Consider the following 15,969-nt stretch of genomic DNA (forward strand, 5'->3'; position numbering starts at 1 on the left):
CGGGCACTGGCTGACCGCGTGACCGTGGCGCATCCGCGACGCCCGTGTTCAGGCAGCGGTGGCGGAGGTGTCCGCAGGAGATCCCCCGGCGAAGGGCCCGGGGGATCTCCTGCTGTCTCGGGCCGGACCTCACATGTCGACGCCGACGTACTGCTTGCCTTGGTCGTTCACCACGATCACCGCCTCGACCTCGTCGGGCGCCACAGCGGCGGAGCCGTCGAGGCCGCCCTCGCCGGGCCGGGGACTGGCCGTCGGGGAGGGGCCGGGCGAGACGACCCAGCTCGCGGCCGTCTCCTGGTGCCCGTCCTTGGAGACCACCACCAGCCGGCACCGCTCACCGATCGGGACCCCGGCGACCGAGGCGTTCACGCGGACCCACTCGCTCGCCGGAGTGAGCTCCACCGTCATCGAGGCCTTTGTGTCGCTGTCCGTCGCCGCCGCGACCCTGATCCCCTCCTGGGGTGGCGAGCTCGGCGTGGACGGTGGGGCGGAGGGGGAAGTGGAGGGAGGGGCCGCTGTGACGCTTCCAGGATCGTTCCCCCCTGCCGCGTAGCCCCCGAGAAACAGGATCGCCGCCGACGCGGCGGCACCCAGCCCCACGGCCAGGGACCGGCGCCGCCAGGCGCTCGCCTGCTCGGCGCGCACCTGACGAAGGGTGCGCTGGAGCAGCAGGTCCCCGTCCTCGGGCGGACCTTCCAGGAACGCCTCTGGCGGAACCTCGCCGAGCGCCGCCTCCATCTCCTGAAGCGCGGTCAGTTCCATTCGGCATTCCTCGCACTCGGCGGTGTGTTCCTCGAGTGTCGACCGCTCGTCGGTCGCCAGGACGCCCAGAACGTAGGCGCCGAGCAGTTCGCCGTTCGGATGCTGTTGTGTGCTCACGCCGCCCCCACCTTTCGAAGCTTCAGGGCACTCCCGGGGTTGCTGGGGGAGTACAACTTGCGCAATGCCTTGAGGGCGTGATGGGCGCGGGACTTGACCGTACCCTCCGGTATGCCCAGCCGTCCCGCGGCTTCCGACGCCGTGCGGCCGCGGTAGTAGATCTCCACCAGGACGTCCCGGTGTTCGGGCTTGAGCTGGTTGAGCGCGTTCATCATGACCACCGAGTCGACCACCTCCTCGGAGTGGTCACGGTGGACCGGTGTGACCGTCTCGGTCTCGGCCACCTCATTGGGGCGGGCCGCCTTGGCCCTGTACCGGTCGGTGACGATGTTCCGGGCCACCGTGAGCAGCCAACCCCTCAGTGATCCTTGCGGGTTGGCGATGACCTCGGGGTGTCGCCAGGCCCGGATCAGTGTTTCCTGCACCACGTCCTCGGCGGAGGCCCGGTCGCCGGTCAGCCGTGTCGCGTAGGCGAGCAGGGCCTTGCCGTGCTCCGCGTAGAGCGTGCGGATCAATGCTTCATGACTCGTGGCCTGTGGGCCACGAGATCGTAGGATCGCCATGTGGTTACTCCATCCCCGTGGGTTCACCAGAGACACGAAGTGCTGCCGGGGCAGAGTTCGGAGTCGCACAGTGACCTGCGTCACTGATATTTAGCGTTCAAGCACCGTGTGTCTTGTTACCGAATGACGATGCGCCAGGGCCATCTGTGACGCGTGGGTGACCGGCCCGGGACCCGTGGCATCAGCGGTCGTGCACATCGTGTTCCAACTTTCCGTAGGCCGCCGCCACTTCAGCAGCGCTGCAACCTGTCATACGCGGCGAAGGCAGGGATCGGGTCTGTGCGCGGAGAGATTCTTCTGATTCCGCCGTGGATGCTGCGCCCGTCGGGGCGGAGACGGAACGGGCCCTTGCGGAGCAGGAGCGGCCGGAGGCCTCCGTAACATCCTCTGTCCCCCACGCGTGTTCATCTCGAAGGCCCGGGAGCGAGCGGGAAGCTCGGTGCACCGCCGATCCACGGTGGCTCGTCCGCCGTCCCCGGAAGGCCAGCACCGAACGCGTTCCGTGGCGGCGCGCGGCCTCGCGGAGCCGAACGGACGCCGCCGACTTCGGTACCCGCAGCTCACGCGACACACCGGACTCGGAGAACCGCGGCCTGCGGTGCCGCAGGCCCGGCAGGTTCCGATCCTGGCGCGGCACGGCGGAGACCTCTTGTGCCTCGTGCACAGTCCCGCCGAAGCAGTTGTGGGGTGGCTGACTATGAACCCACCTCATCCAGACATAACTTACTCAACCGTAACTTCGCACCCAACCGATTCCCAAGGAGCTAGCCTTGCGGAAGGCAACAGCGAAACGGAAGAAAAAGCCGCTGGTAATGCTCGAGATGAGCTCCCTCGTGGTGGCGGGGCTCACGGTTCCGGCCTACACGGCAGGAGCACCCGAGCCGACCGTCGGCTGTGACGCTGCGGACGACGCGATCTACACATCGTCGGCCGCCGCCCCCGGCACACCCGGCCAGGTCATCTCCTGCCGCACGACCAAGCTGCCGCACGTGCCCGGCAACATCCCCATGAACGCCTGGAAGGTGCAGTACAGCTCGACGAACAACGTCGGCGGGCCGGTGGCCGTCTCCGGTACGGTCGCGGTGCCGAAATCCGAGTGGCGGGGTCCGGGGCCGCGCCCGATCGTGGCGTTCAATCCCGGCACGCTGGGCCTCGGCCCCCAGTGCGCCTTCTCCAAGCAACTGGCCGGCGAGTACCAGGACGCGTACGAGGGCGACAACATCTCTGCAGCCCTGAAGGCCGGTTACGCCGTCGCCGCCACGGACGGGGCGGGCTATCTGACCGGGCAGACGCACCCGTACGTCTCCGGCCAGGACGCCGGGCACACACTGCTGGACATCGCCAGGGCCGCGCCCGCCGTACCCGGCAGCGGCCTGGACGGCAAGGCGCCGGTCGGCCTCTGGGGCTACTCGGAAGGCGGTGCGGCCAGCCTCTGGGCGGCGCAGCTGGCGGCCTCGTACGCACCCGATGTCAAGGTCGTCGCCGACGCCTCCGGAGGCGTCCCCGGTGATCTGAAGGTCGTAGCGAAGGCCCTGGACGGCGGTCCCTTCGCGGGCTTCCTCACGGACGCCCTGGTCGGCCTGGCAGCCGCGCACCCGCAGATGCCGTTCGATGAAATCATGAACGGCACCGGCAAGGAGGCAATCGAGAAGGCCAAGTCCCTGTGCTTGGTGGGAACCATCGCGAACTTCGCGGGACAGAAGGTCGAGAACTACAGCACGGACCAGCTTTCCCTCGACCAGATGTACGCCCTGGAGGGCGGTGACGGCACCACGTGGGGCGAGGTCGTGGACCGGCAGAAACTGGGCACAGGTATCGGGCCGAGGGGCTCGGGCGCCAAATACGAAATTGCCTTCCCCGTCATGCAGTACCGCGGGCTGTTCGACGAGGTGATCCCGACCGAGACCGAGGACGCGACCCGGCAGGCGTACTGCTCTGCCCAGGTGCCCACGCGCTGGAAGACCTATCCGGGCGAGCACCTGACCGCCGACAACCAGGCGGTGAATGATGTCGTCGCCTGGCTGGGCGACCGGTTCGCGGGGGAGACGGAATACGGCAACTGCTGATCCTTCCGGCACCGTCCCCGGGCGCTGTCACCTGTCTCTCAGGTGACAGCGCCAAGATGTTTGTCCGCAGACCGTGCCGGCGCGCCGATCGCATAGTACAGTCACCTGTTTCTTGCGATGAGGCCCTGGCGTTCACGTCGGGGAGGAATCGCATCCGGGTGTTGCGACGCGGAGCATCGCCGCATCCGGATCAGGGCGCGGGGCCCCCGTACCGCTGGCGGCATCGCCAGGGCGATGCGAACGTGTGTGCCTGTGGTCGCCGGTCGGGGTGGGGGCTGTGGGATCGGGGTGCGTTTGTGCGGCTGTCGTACGCATGGTTCTTCGAAGGGTTCGGGGGACGGCACGGTAGCTGGGCCGGGACCCCGTGAGGCGGCACGTCCCGCCACGGCGCACCAGTCCGGGTCCGCCACCTTATGCCGTCAATCAACTGCCTACGCGTCCACGTCGGCGGCCGGCCGGTTTCTTGCCATGCGGCAGCAGTGTTTCCAGCCGCGGCCACTGGCCGTTCGTCAGGTCACCACGCTCCACGACCAGTGATCATCCACGACCTTGATCCACTTTCACAACACGCCCTAGTGAATGTCATGGACGCGATCCGGGGTAAGCGCGCGGTCCGGCCTTCGTGCCGGTCGCGTCGCTGTACTGGCTATGCACCGGCGCGGGCCAGCGTCTCCAGAGGGCCGACCAGGATCTCGGAGAAGGCGAGTTCGGCGGCTCCGATGAGCACCGCGTCGTCGCCGAGTTCCCCCAGTCGCAGCCGCAGGTTCTCGCGGGAGGCTGTGAGGGCAAGGCGGTTGATACGGCTGCGGATCTGGGCGGCCGAGCCGAGGAACACCTCGCGGAGCGTCCCTCCGAAGATGACCGTGCGCGGGTTGAGCACATTGACCAGGTTGGCGACGCCGATGCCGAGCCAGTCGCCGACGTCGTGCAGGGCGGCGCGGGCGGTGATGTCGCCCCGGTCGGCCGCTTCGACGACGGCGCGTACGGCTTCGCGGCCGGTGGCCGACGGGTTGCGCTGTGCGGCCTCCAGCAGGGCGCGTTCCCCTGCCTCGGCTTCGAGGCAGCCGCGCGCCCCGCAGCCACAGGGTCTGCCGTTCCGCGGGTTGACGACCATGTGCCCGATCTCGCCGCCGTATCCGCAGTCGCCGCCCAGCAGTTGGCCACCGGTGATGACACCGCCGCCGATGCCGATGTCGCCATGCAGGTACACGAGGTCCTGGCAGCCGGTTCCGGCACCGCGCAGGTGTTCCGCGAGCGCAGCGAGACTGGCCTCGTTACCCACCGAGACGGGAAGGCCGAGGCCCAGTCGGCGCATGAGGTCCTCGCCGAACTCCTCGTCCTCCCAGCCGAGGTGGGGGGCAGCGCGGACGAGGCCGTCGGGTCGGCGCACCATCCCGCGGACGGCGGCGGCCACGCCGACGCAGTAGGTGCCGTGCCGTGCTGTGCCCACCATTTCCAGCGCGGAGCCGGCGAGGACCTCGGCCACTTTGCCGGCGTTGCGACGGCCGGGAAGCACGGGGATCTCCCTGTAGTCGAGGAAGACCCCGCCAAGGCCGATGCGGGCGGCGGCCAGCCGGTCCACGCCCACGTCGAAGGCGAGGACGTACACGCGGTCGGACTCGGGCCGCACGACCAGGGACGGCCGGCCCGCCCTGCCGGTCTCGCGGGGCAGTTCCTCGCGGACGAGGCCGGCCGAGCCCAGCTCGCTCACCAGGCCCAGGATGGTGCTGCGGTTGAGTCCCATGCGCTCGGCCAGGACGGCGCGCGACATGGATCCGCCGATGTGCACATGACGGAGCAGGGTGCCGAGGTTGTGCCGGCGAATCTCCTCCTGCGAGGGACCGGCTTTCATGGAACCCCAGACATCATCGTTGTACGGCCCGGCGACGGGACAGCGCATCCACGCCTGCGGCCACCAGCAGAACCGAACCCGTGACAGCGTACTTGACCCCTGAGCTGTACCCCATCAGGCCCATGCCGTTCTGGATGACCGCGACGACCATGCCGCCGAGCACGGCGTCAACGACCCTGCCCCGCCCGCCGAACAGGCTTGTCCCGCCGATCACGGCGGCGCCGACCGCCAGCAGCAGTACGTTGCTGCCACCGGTGTTGGGGTCGACCGAGTTGCCCCGGGACGCGGCGATGATGCCGCCGACCGCGGCCAGCGACGAGCAGATGACGAATGCGGAGATCCGGATGGCTGCCACGTTGATGCCGGCCCGGCGGGCCGCTTCGGCGTTGCCGCCCACCGCGTAGATGTGCAGGCCGAACGAGGTGCGCTGGAGCAGGAACGTACCGGCGACGAGCAGGACGGCGATGACCGGTACCACGATCGGCACGCCCTTGAGTGAGTCGACGATGACGTTGCGGCTGCGCTCCTGGTTGAGCAGGTGGACGGCGATCGCACCGAGCACCGCCAGGCCGCCGATCCTGACTGCGAGCAGGGTGAGTGGAGCGGGGGCGAGCCGGCGCCGTCGGCGGTTGCGGTTCTGCCGGAGTTGGATCGCCGCGTACACCCCGACACTTACGGCGAGCAGTACCCAACCCAGCGCGGGGGAGAGGTTGTTGTTGGCGACAGCCAGGATCGTCTCGTCCCGGATCGAGATGTTGGTGCCTTCCTTGAGCAGCATCAGCACGATGCCCTGGAAGCCCAGGAAGGCGGCCAGTGTGACCACGAAGGAGGGGATGCCGACCTTCGCCACCAGGAGGCCGAGCATCAGGCCGATGAACGTGCCGGTGAGGATCGCCGCGCTGGCTGCGCCGTACCAGGGCCATCCGTGGTCGGTGAGCAGGATGGCCAGGACGGCGGCGCAGACCCCGCTGGCGTACCCCGCGGACAGGTCGATCTCGCCGAGGAGGAGGACGAAGACCAGGCCCATGGCGATGGCGATGCTGCCCGCGCCCTGGGTCAGCAGGTTGGCGAAGTTCAGCTCGGACAGGAAGACCGGGCGCAGGACGGCGAAGAACACGCACAGGACGATCAGGCCGAGTACGGCGGGGAGGGCGCCCAACTCGCCGCCCCGTACCCGATCGACGTAGTTCTGGGCGACCGAGCGCAGACTCGTGGCTCCGGCTGCTCCGTTCTTCTTCGGCATACCGGGACCGCGTGGCAGTTCCGGCTTCTCGGGGGCGACTGCGGCGGTCATGCGGTGACTCCGTTGCTGTGGGCGAGGCCGAGGTCCCCGCTGCGGCCCGAGGTGATGAGTTCGACGACCTGGGAGTGCGTCACGTCCGACGTGCTGACCTGGGCGGCCATCCGGCCCAGGTAGAGGGCGGCGATCCGGTCGGACACCGCGAAGACGTCGTTCATGTTGTGCGAGATCAGGACCACGGCGAGACCGTTGTCGGCCAGTCGCCGGACCAGTTCGAGGACCTGTGCCGTCTGGGCGACACCGAGCGCGGCGGTCGGCTCGTCCAGGACGACGACCTTGCTGTTCCACAGCACGGCCTTGGCGATGGCCACGGTCTGCCGCTGGCCGCCGGAGAGGCTGGAGACCTGCTGGCGGATGGACTTGACGGTGCGGACCGACAGCCCGTCGAGGGTCTGGGCGGCCATCTCCTCCATTGTGGCGTCGTCCAGGACGAGTCCCCGGCGCTTCTCGCGGCCGAGGAACATGTTCTGCACGATGTCGAGGTTGTCGCAGAGCGCCAGGTCCTGGTACACGATCTCGACGCCCAAGGCCGCCGCCTCACGTGGGCTGTGCATCTGGACCTGCTCACCTTCGAACCAGTACTCGCCGCCGTCGATCGGGTGGATCCCGCCGATGCACTTGACCAGGGTTGACTTGCCTGCGCCGTTGTCTCCGACGAGGGCGGTCACTTCCCCTGGGTGGACGTCGAAGGACACGTCGTGCAGTACCTGCACGGCGCCGAAGCTCTTGTCGATCCCGCGCAGTCGAAGGATCGGGGTCGCTGTCATGGAAGACGGCTCCTTACGGTCGTGAGGTCGCGGATCCCGGGGAGGTGGGAGCCCCGGGGCCCGCGGTCGGGCCGGTCGGACCAGTGGTGACGGTCCGGTCGGCCGGTCAGGGCTACTTGATGCCGGCCTTGGCGCACAGGGCGGCGTACTTGCCCGTGCACAGTTCTTCCTTGGTGACGAAGCCGTCGTCCACGACGTCCTTGACGTTGTCCTTGTAGATGGCCACCGGCGTCTCCAGCACGGACGGGACCTTGCGCTTGCCCTCGGGGTCCTCGACTGTCGCGTTCGTCTCGCCCTTCTCGGCCTTGGCGAGGGAGATGGCGAGCTTGGCCGTGGCGTCGGCCTCCTTCTTGACCGCCTTGTAGACGGTCATGCACTGATCGCCCGCGAGTATGTTCTGCAGTCCCTGCACGGTGGCGTCCTGGCCGGTGACCGGGACCTCGCCGTTGCGGTTCTGCTTGCGCAGGACGGCGATGGCCGCGTTGCCGAGACCGTCGTTGGCGGCAAGCACGCCGCCGATCTTGGGCTCGCTTGTGAGCATCTGCTCGAAGATGGTGCCGGCCTGGGCGTTGTCCCAGTCCGGGACGGACTGGTCCGGGCCTTTCACGTAGTCGCCCGACTTGTACTTCGGGTCGAGGATGCCGTTGTAGCCCTCGGCGAAGAGAGTGGCATTGTTGTCCGTCGGTGAGCCGTTGAGCGTGGCGACGATGGGCTTCTTGGCCTTCATGTCGCTCAGACACTTGCTGAGACCTTCGCCCTGCAGCTTGCCGACCGCGGTGTTGTCGAAACTCACGTAGTACTGGGCGGAGCCGCCGAGAGTGAGCCGGTCGTAGTCGATCGTGGCGACGCCCTGCCCCTTGGCCTTGTCCAGAACTGCCTTACCCGTGCCGCTGTCCAGGTTCACGATCACCAGGACGTTCACACCGCTGGTGATCATCTGGTCTGCGATGGTCTGGAACTCCTGCTTGTCGCCCTGCGCGTTCTGGATGTCGAACTCGACGCCCGCCGCCTTGAACGCCTCGGAGAGGTACTTGCGGTCCGCGGTCTCCCAGCGGGCCGAGGACTTGCTGTCCGGGAGGATCACACCGATCTTCGGCTTGGCGTCGGAGCCGGAACCGGAGTCGCTGTCGCCCGACGAGGAGTCGCCGCAGGCAGTGAGCGAGCTGACCAGTGCCACCGAGGCGGCGGTGAAGAGGAGTCCCTTGCGCATGGGCAGGGTCCTTTCTGGTGTTACGGCCGGACGACCGGACGTACGAGGGTGGTGAGAAGGAAGCCGAGAAGCGCGCTCTCGGGGGAATTGCCGGGTGTCGGGTGATCCGCCCGGCTGAATGTTGTGAGCGGGAACTTACGGCGCTCAGGACCCCGTGCCCAGAGTGCGGGAGGCGCTATTTGTCATCCGCCATAACAATTAGGTGACGCTGTCGCAACGCGGCGACCTCGCTGCCTCCTGTGAGCCCGGAGAGAGCATGAGGCCGTACCGCCGGCCGGCAGGTGCGAGTTCGGGAGCGTGGGGAGGAATCTCGGATTTGTTGGCGGTGATGTTTCTGTGTCGTTGGAGTCATGGTCGGGCGGAGAGATCCCGGAGTTGACGCGGCAGGTGGCTCGTGCGGCCTTCCCGAAGGGGTCGTTGGCCATCCGGCTGCGCGACAGTCTGGGACAGGTCTTCGACGACGCCCTGTTCGCAGAGGCGTTTCCATCCGATGGGCGGCCTGCCGCCTCACCTGGCGTGCTGGCGATGGTGTCGGTGATGCAGTTCGCCGAGAGGTTGTCCGACCGGCAGGCCGCCGAGGCCGTGCGGGCCCGCATCGACTGGAAGTACCTCTTGGGCCTGGAACTGGAGGACAGTGGCTTCGATTACTCGCTGCCGGCCCGGTTCCGGGCCCGGCTGATCGCGCACGGTCTGGAAGAGCGCGTCCTGGAAGTGGGTTTGCAGGCTGCCGCCGACCAGGGGCTGCTGCGCCAGGGAGGGCGGCAGCGCACCGACTCCACCCGGGTGGTCGCCGACGTGCGTCTGCTGAACCGGATGGAGTTCGTCGCCGAGACCCTGCGCGCCGCACTGGAGGCGCTGGCCGCAGCCGGACTGGCTGGAGCAGACCCTGGCGGAGCGGGATACGGATTGGCTCGGCCGATACGGGGAACGCGTGGACTCCTGGCACGGTCTGCCCGCAGACACCGACCGCGAGGCGTGGCTGCGCCAAGTGGGAGAGGACGGTTTCCACCTGCTGACGGCTGTCTGGCGGCCCGACGCCCCGGTCTGGCTGCGCCGCATCCCCGCCCTTCAGACCCTGCGCCAGGCCTGGCTGCAGCAGTACCACCGCGACCAGGCAGGAGTGCGCGCCCGCGAGGGCGATGACCTGCCCCCGGGACAAGACCGGTTAGCCAGTCCGTACGACGCCGAGGCCTGCTACGGCACCAAGCGGACCACCGGTTGGGTCGGATACTGCCTGCACATCACCGAGACCTGCGACGACGACGCGCCCCGGCTGATCACCGATGTCGCCACCACCAGCGCCGCCGAGGGCGACGACAGTCAGGCCCTGCCCGCAGTCCATACCCGCCTCGGTACCGGGAGCTGCTGCCGTCCGAACAACCCGTCGACAGCGGATACGTCACGGCAAGCACTCTGGTGGCCGCCCGCCGGGAGCACGGCTGCGAAGACCCGCCCGCCCCCGTGGCCGTTCGGCGCGAGGGCGGACGCGTACGACACCAACATGTATGTGATCCGGGGCCGGGTTCAATGATTCCGTTTCCGGGACCGGTACCGATCGTTCTCGGACCGGACTTGGCTATGCCCCTGCGTCCGTGCACGTGATGGAGAAGGGCACCGTGTTCGAACTCGTCAGTTCGGGGCCCTTGACCTGCACCCCGATCTCGCTCCTGAAGGTTCCCGATTTGTGCCACGCCGTGAGCCGTACCGTGTCCTGCCCCGTACGGTCGCCGCCCTCCGGGAAGGTGACGGTCCGCCACTCCCGGTCGACGACCGAGCCGTCCTTGGACACCCAGCGGTAGGTGAGCTCGGCCGGTGCCTGGTCCACGGCGAACGTGACCGTGAACGTGGGCGCTTGCTCGGCCGGCGGTGGACAGGCGCCCGAGTAGGTGGTGTTGGCCCCGGTCACCGTCACACGGATCATCTGGGCTCCGGCACTCTCCTGCTCCTGTTGGTCCGGGCTCGGCGCGGCGGCGGGCTCCGCGTCGTCCTTCGAGCCGTCGTCCGCGTTCGTGGACGGGGAAGCGGACGGGGAACCGGTCGCGTTGGCCCGGTTCGGGTCCGCGGTGCCGTCGTCCCCCTGTCCGGTCAGGGCGTAGCCCAGCCCGGCGACGGCCATGACACAGGCGACGGCTCCGGCGACGAGAACGGCGGTAATGCGCCGGCTGTGCCGAGGGGCCTCGGGGGCGGGTGGCGTGGAGGGGGCGGAGTGCGAAGGGGCCGAGTGCGTCGGTACCGGCTGCGCGGCTCCTGCCGTGACGGTCGGTGCCGACTCGGGCGCACCCGTCGCGACCATCGGTGCCGGTGCCGGTGCCGGTGCCGGTGTCGGTGTGGGCGGGGCGGCGGCCGTCCCGGCGGACGACGACGTGACCGTCCCGGCCGCGGGCGGCTCTGCGGCGGCGGGCGCGTCCTGGACCCGGGGGATGCGCGGGTCCTCGGCGAGGGGGGTATCCACCACGGTCGGCGTGGCGGGGACCTCGGGTGTGCCGCCCGCCGCGACGAGGCGCAGATTCTGCTCAGCCTGCTCGGCCGGCGTACGGTCCGTCGGCTCCTTGCGCAGCAGCCCCTCGATCACGGAGCCCAGGGGCCCTGCCCTGCGCGCGGGCGGCAGTTCGTCGTCGACGATGGCGCGCAGGGTGCTGAGAGGGGTGTCCTGGCGGTAGGGGGAGATGCCCTCGACCGCCGCGTAGAGGAGGACACCGAGGGACCACAGGTCGGACTCCGGGCCGGGGGTGCGGCCCAGGGCGCGCTCGGGTGGCAGGTACTCGGGTGAGCCGATGACCTCACCGGTCCTGGTGAGGGAGGAGTCGCCCTCGACCGTGGCGATGCCGAAGTCGGTGAGGACCACTCTGCCGTCGCCGGCGATCAGGACGTTGGCCGGCTTCACATCGCGGTGGAGGACCCCGGCGGTGTGCGCGGCGCGTAGGGCGGCCAGGATCTCGGCGCCTATTTCCGCGGCCCGCGCGGGGCTCAGAGGTCCCTGGTGGAGCAGGTCGCCCAGGGACTGTCCGCGGACGAGTTCCATGACGATCCACGGACGGCCGTCCTCGGTGGCCACATCGAAGACGGTGACCACGTTGGGGTGGGTCACCCGCGCCGCGGCCCAGGCCTCGCGTTCCAGCCTGGTGTACATGCGCTCGACGTCCGGAGCGGGCAGACCCGCGGGGGCACGCACCTCTTTGACGGCGACCTCGCGCTGCAGCACCTCGTCGTGGGCGCGCCACACCGTGCCCATGCCGCCCTCGCCGAGGGGGGACAGCAGTCGGTAGCGACCCGCGATCACGCGCTCACGGCCCGGCTCCACCGGCACGGTCTCCTCGTTGTTCATCGGGGCGATTTTTCCTCTCTTCATGAAGCGGCCGGAGCGAGCACGGAGGCGGCCGCCCGGTGGGGCCGCTTCCCGCGGACCGGACGAGATCGCGACCACCGCGGCGGCGCTCACCTCCCGGACCGGGCCAGAAGCTGCTACGTGCTACACGTGGGAGGAAGCCTCGAGAGTTCAACTCGGCGAAAGAAATCTGCCGCTGCGTCTTCGGAACGACAGCAGCAGGCCCTGAAGCGGCGCGGAGCGGTCGGTTCGGCGGGGACGGCCGTGGCCCGACACGGTGCCGGCGAAACCGACCCAGCGGCCCGGACTCCGTGCGACGGCCCCGTCGCCCCGTCGCCCCGACGTGCGCGCCTCCTCGTCCGGGGCCTGGGCGAGAACCGCCGGCGCGACCCGGACGAAGTCACGGATCGGTGGAGAGCGCCGGGTCGCCTGCTACGCCAGGGCCACCTCGGTGGGTCCGGCGCCCTCCGTGTGCAGGGCGGAGACGTCCGGCCGTGGGCAGCAATGGGCCGTACGCAGGGAGCACACCCCTGCGCGCCTGCCCGCCCGTTCACGGTCGCCGTATCCGCGGTGGCGCGGGCACCACAACGGAACCCGCGGGCCGGTGACCGCACTTGGCCGCTGCGGCGCTTCATGAGGGCTGCGGCTGCCGGGCCGGTGAGCCGCTCTTGCACGGCGCCCGGAAACGGCCGGAACGGTTGTAGACGGCATCGGTTTCCCCGCCCTGGACGGCTTTTGGAGTGGGGCCGCCGGGGCGGCGGCCCGTCGCACCGATGGGGGTAGGCTCCCCTCGGCCCGGTCCCGTCGAGCGGAGCGGATCCGGCCCGTCGGCTCACGCCCGTGACCGGGCGTCGTCGACCCGCATCGGCTTCGCTTGTCGGTACAAGGGACACTGTGCATACGCGTTTTACCGTGCTCGGCCCGCTGAGGGCCTGGCGGGGAGGGATCGAGCTCGAGCTGGGACCGCCCAAGCAGCGCGCGCTGCTCGCGTTCCTCCTCGCGCAACCCAACCACCCCGTTGGTACGCACGAGATCGTCGATGCCCTGTGGAGCCAGAACCCGCCGGACAGCGCAGTGAACGTCGTGCACCGTCACATCGGGGCACTGCGCCGCCTGTTCGAACCCGACATGCCGAGCAGGGGAACGTCACGGTGGCTGGTGCGGGCATCGGGCGGCTACCGCCTGGACGCCGACCTCGAATCCCTCGATCTGCTGCGCTTCCGGCACCTGCGGGAGCGCGCGTCCGGGACCGGGGACCCGGCCGAGGCCACCGAACTGCTGGTGGAGGCCCTGACCCTGTGGCGAGGCCCCACGGCCGCCGGGATACCGCCGGAGGTGCGGGCTCATCCCGCCTTCGGCGCGGTGGACGGTGAACACCTGGCCGTGGTCAAGCAGGCGGCCGAGCGGGCGCTGGAGACCGGGCGGGAACCGCGCGCACGTGTGCTGGTGACCCTGCGTCAGGCCGCCGCTCTGCACACGCTCGACGAGGCGTTGCAGGCCCGGCTGATCCTCACGCTCGCCGCCACCGGCCACCAGGCCGAAGCCCTGGAGGTGTATCGGACCGTCCGCGCTCGGCTCGCCGATGATCTGGGCGTCCAGCCCGGCCCGGAACTCCAGGCCGCGCAACGGCGGGTGCTGGCACAGACGTACGTCTGGGACGACTCGGCCCCTGCCGGGGGAACCCGGTCCGCCGACCACATGAGCTTGGACGCGCGGACAGAGCCGGCCGGTAGCGGCCCGGAGAGCGGGACGGCCGAGCCGTTCGACCCGGACCGCCGGGAGTCACATGTCGTTCCGCCCGCTCAACTCCCCGCGAAACTCTCCTCGTTCACCGGCCGGTTCGACGAGCTCGCTCGTTTCCGTGGGCTGTTGCCGGGCAGTTCGGCCTCCGCGCTGGTCATCGGGGTGATCGGCGGTATGGCCGGTGTCGGCAAGACCGCCCTCGCCGTGCACTGGGCGCACCAGGTGGCCGACCGCTTCCCGGACGGCCAGTTGTACGTCGACCTGCGCGGCTTCCACCCCAGCGGGACGGTGATGAGCCCGGCCGAGGCCATCCGTTCCTTCCTCGGCGCTCTCGGGGTGCCCGCCCAGCGAGTCCCCGCCGGGCTGGACGCGCAGGCAGCGCTGTACCGCAGTCTGCTCGCCCGGCGCCGTGTGCTGATCGTGCTCGACAACGCCCGTGACACCGAGCACGTGCGTGCGCTGCTGCCCGGAGCGCCCGGATGCCTGGTCGTCGTCACGACCCGGCACCAGCTGTACGGATTGGTGGCCGCCGAGGGCGCGCACTTTCTGACGCTGGACGTCCTCGGCGAGGACGACGCCCTGCGGTTCCTCTCCGACCGCCTCGGGCCCGACCGGATCGAGCGGGATCCGGGCGCTGCCCGTGCCATCGCCGCCGCGTGCGGGGGCCTGCCGCTGGCGCTGGCCGTTGTCAGTGCCCGTGCAGCGATCAACCCCGCCTTCCCGCTGTCCGGTATCGCCGAGGAGCTGGCGGAGAGCGAGGGCAGTCTCCATGCCTTCTCCGGCGAGGCGCCCGCCACGGATGCCCGCAGTGCCTTCTCGTGGTCGTACCGGCTCCTCAGCCCGGAGGCGGCACGGGTGTTCCGGCTGTTGGCGCACCATCCGGGCGCCGACTGCTCGGTTGCCGCGGCCGCGAGCCTGGCCGGAGTACGCCGCGCCGAGGTCCGGCCGCTGCTGGCCGAGCTGTGCCGGGCCCATCTGGTGTCGGAGACCGGGCCAGGGAGCTTTACCTGCCATGAGCTGCTGCGCGCGTACGGGAGCGAACTGGGCAGGTCGCTGGATGCCCTCCCGGAGCGGAGGGCGGCCCGGCGCCGTATGTTCGACCACTATCTGCACTGCGCGCACGCGGCGGACAGTGTCCTTGCGCCGAGCCGGGAACGCCTCATTCTGGGCCCGCCCGTGGCCGGGACGGTCGTGTCGGAATTCGCCGACCAGGCCCGCGCGGCCGAGTGGCTGGAGGCCAACCGGTCGGTGCTGCTCGCCGCGGTCGAGCACAGTGCGCGGCGTGGCTGTGGTGAACAGAGCTGGCAGCTTGCCGCCACCATCGAGCTGTATCTGGACCGCAGCGGCCGTCGTCAGGAACAGTTGGTCGCACAGACGACGGCGGCGAGGGCAGCGCAGGGGCTGGGCGACGTGCGCGGACAGGCCCACGCCCACCGGGCGCTGGGCTTCGCCAACGGCAGGCTGGAGCGTTGGGTGGATGCGGCCGGGCATCTGGCGCGCGCCCTGGACCTGTTCGCCTATGTCGGGGACCGGGCCGGACAGGGCCGGGTGCACCGTTACGCGGCCTTTCTCGCCAACGCGCGCGGCCGTCACGGGGAGGCTCTGGAGCACTATGCCCGGGCGGGTGTCCTCTACCGGGAGGCGGGACGGCGCAGTGGGGAGGCCAGCGTGGCCAACGAGGTCGGCTGGACCTACATTCTGACGGGCCGGTACCGGGAGGCGCTGGAGGAGTGCGGCCGGGCTCTGGCCGTCCACCAGGAGATCGATGACCGCAACGGCGCGGCCGCGGCGTGGGACAGTCTCGGCTACGCCCACCACCACCTGCACGAACACGACCGGGCACTGACGTGCTACGAGCGGGCGCTGGAGCTCTACAGGGCGATCCGCGACCGTTCCCTGGAGGCGGACACCCTCGTGCACATCGGTGACACCCGCTACGCGGCAGGGGAGCACGAACGGGCCGCGGGCGCCTGGCGTCAGGCGCTGGACATTCTGGACGGCATCGGCCACCCGGATGCCGAGGCGGTGCGCGGGAAGCTGAAGGACGCAGTCGCTGCCCGCGCCGGGGAGCATCCCGCTCACCCTTGACCGGGGGATAGGCCGGCCCAGGACGGATAGGCCTGCCCGGACATCGCTTTCCGCGCGGGGCGTTGCGGTCGGGCGTCAGAGGACCGTCACTGTTCCGGAAGAGGGACCTGTCTACGCTCGCCGCGCCGCTTCGTCGGGGCTCGTACGGCCCTTCCCTGCGTAGGCCGTGCCGGTGC

11 protein-coding genes and 1 pseudogene are annotated in these 15,969 nt (G+C 70.0%); 4 read left to right on the forward strand and 8 right to left on the reverse strand.

Going from position 1 to position 15,969, the window contains the following annotated elements:
• Positions 1 to 129: 129 nt before the first annotated feature.
• Together QF035_RS51920 and QF035_RS51925 are read right to left on the reverse strand one after the other, a co-directional pair.
• Positions 130 to 879, reverse strand: coding sequence for a zf-HC2 domain-containing protein (locus tag QF035_RS51920; protein ID WP_307529866.1), 750 nt, complete (start codon positions 877 to 879; stop codon positions 130 to 132).
• Entirely contained in the window at positions 876 to 1,442 is a 567-nt protein-coding gene (locus QF035_RS51925) for a sigma-70 family RNA polymerase sigma factor (protein ID WP_307529868.1), read from the reverse strand. The genes QF035_RS51920 and QF035_RS51925 overlap by 4 nt, the downstream gene beginning before the upstream one ends.
• Before the next feature lie 821 nt (positions 1,443 to 2,263).
• On the opposite strand from QF035_RS51925, the gene QF035_RS51930 reads away from it, so the two are divergent.
• A complete protein-coding gene (locus QF035_RS51930) occupies positions 2,264 to 3,508 on the forward strand; it encodes a lipase family protein (RefSeq protein ID WP_307529870.1) in 1,245 nt (414 codons plus the stop codon).
• Between the two features lie 190 nt (positions 3,509 to 3,698).
• Here QF035_RS51930 and QF035_RS56055 read toward each other — a convergent pair whose 3' ends face one another.
• From QF035_RS56055 to QF035_RS51955, 5 genes are all read right to left on the reverse strand, one after another.
• A complete protein-coding gene (locus tag QF035_RS56055) occupies positions 3,699 to 4,007 on the reverse strand; it encodes a transposase (protein ID WP_373466887.1) in 309 nt (102 codons plus the stop codon).
• A gap of 147 nt (positions 4,008 to 4,154) precedes the next feature.
• Positions 4,155 to 5,360 carry an ROK family protein gene (locus tag QF035_RS51940; protein ID WP_307529872.1) on the reverse strand — a complete coding sequence of 402 codons (1,206 nt, stop codon included), beginning with the start codon at positions 5,358 to 5,360 and terminating at the stop codon, positions 4,155 to 4,157.
• A gap of 13 nt (positions 5,361 to 5,373) precedes the next feature.
• Positions 5,374 to 6,654: a sugar ABC transporter permease gene (locus tag QF035_RS51945; RefSeq protein ID WP_307529874.1), complete on the reverse strand. Its 1,281-nt coding sequence runs from the start codon at positions 6,652 to 6,654 to the stop codon at positions 5,374 to 5,376.
• Entirely contained in the window at positions 6,651 to 7,427 is a 777-nt protein-coding gene (locus tag QF035_RS51950; protein WP_055616890.1) for an ATP-binding cassette domain-containing protein, read from the reverse strand. The genes QF035_RS51945 and QF035_RS51950 overlap by 4 nt, the downstream gene beginning before the upstream one ends.
• A 112-nt stretch (positions 7,428 to 7,539) precedes the next feature.
• Positions 7,540 to 8,637, reverse strand: coding sequence for a sugar ABC transporter substrate-binding protein (locus QF035_RS51955; RefSeq protein ID WP_269647871.1), 1,098 nt, complete (start codon positions 8,635 to 8,637; stop codon positions 7,540 to 7,542).
• A 387-nt stretch (positions 8,638 to 9,024) separates the two neighbouring features.
• On the opposite strand from QF035_RS51955, the pseudogene QF035_RS56060 reads away from it, so the two are divergent.
• Both QF035_RS56060 and QF035_RS51960 read left to right on the forward strand, forming a co-directional pair.
• Positions 9,025 to 9,333, forward strand: a pseudogene (locus tag QF035_RS56060) (transposase); the annotation flags it as partial.
• Positions 9,334 to 9,568: 235 nt separating this feature from the next.
• Entirely contained in the window at positions 9,569 to 10,168 is a 600-nt protein-coding gene (locus tag QF035_RS51960) for a hypothetical protein (protein ID WP_307529878.1), read from the forward strand.
• A gap of 45 nt (positions 10,169 to 10,213) precedes the next feature.
• Here QF035_RS51960 and QF035_RS51965 read toward each other — a convergent pair whose 3' ends face one another.
• Entirely contained in the window at positions 10,214 to 11,962 is a 1,749-nt protein-coding gene (locus QF035_RS51965; protein WP_307529879.1) for a serine/threonine-protein kinase, read from the reverse strand.
• Between the two features lie 894 nt (positions 11,963 to 12,856).
• Between QF035_RS51965 and QF035_RS51970 the strand changes: the two genes are divergently transcribed.
• The gene (locus QF035_RS51970; RefSeq protein WP_307529881.1) at positions 12,857 to 15,793 is read left to right on the forward strand and encodes an AfsR/SARP family transcriptional regulator; all 2,937 of its coding nucleotides are present in this window, start codon (positions 12,857 to 12,859) and stop codon (positions 15,791 to 15,793) included.
• The last annotated feature ends 176 nt before the right edge of the window (positions 15,794 to 15,969 follow it).

This window comes from Streptomyces umbrinus (genome assembly GCF_030817415.1).
GTDB classification, from domain to species: domain Bacteria; phylum Actinomycetota; class Actinomycetes; order Streptomycetales; family Streptomycetaceae; genus Streptomyces; species Streptomyces umbrinus_A.